This window comes from Burkholderia sp. GbtcB21 (assembly GCF_019091065.1).
Classification (GTDB): Bacteria; Pseudomonadota; Gammaproteobacteria; order Burkholderiales; family Burkholderiaceae; genus Burkholderia; species Burkholderia pyrrocinia_C.
In genome coordinates this window covers 1-325 of sequence record NZ_JAGXKA010000154.1, presented here as the reverse complement: position 1 = coordinate 325, position 325 = coordinate 1, and the positions used below count along the sequence as shown (strand labels likewise).

Below are 325 nucleotides of genomic sequence, written 5' to 3'. Positions count from 1 at the left end.
GGCCCGTCGCAGCGACGACGATGCACGGCCGCGCCGCGCAGGTGCCGAAGGGGGCGCGCGTGCTCCCTATCGCGACAAGGCGGCCGGCGAAGGCGCGAAGCGCAGCTTCGATGGCCGCCGTACGTCGTCCGACCGCCCGCCCCGTCGCAGCGACGACGATGCGCGGCCGGGCCGCGCAGGTGCCGAAGGTGGCGCGCGTGCACCATATCGCGACAAGGCGACCGGCGAAGGCGCGAAGCGCAGCATCGGCGACCGCCGTACGTCGTCCGACCGCCCGCCGACTCCGACCAACGGCCATGCACGGCCGCGCCGCGCAGGCGCCGAC

At 76.3% G+C, this 325-nt stretch carries 1 pseudogene; it reads left to right on the top strand.

From position 1 onward, the window contains the following. Window positions 1-325: pseudogene (locus tag KVT39_RS36670) on the top strand (pseudouridine synthase); the annotation flags it as partial.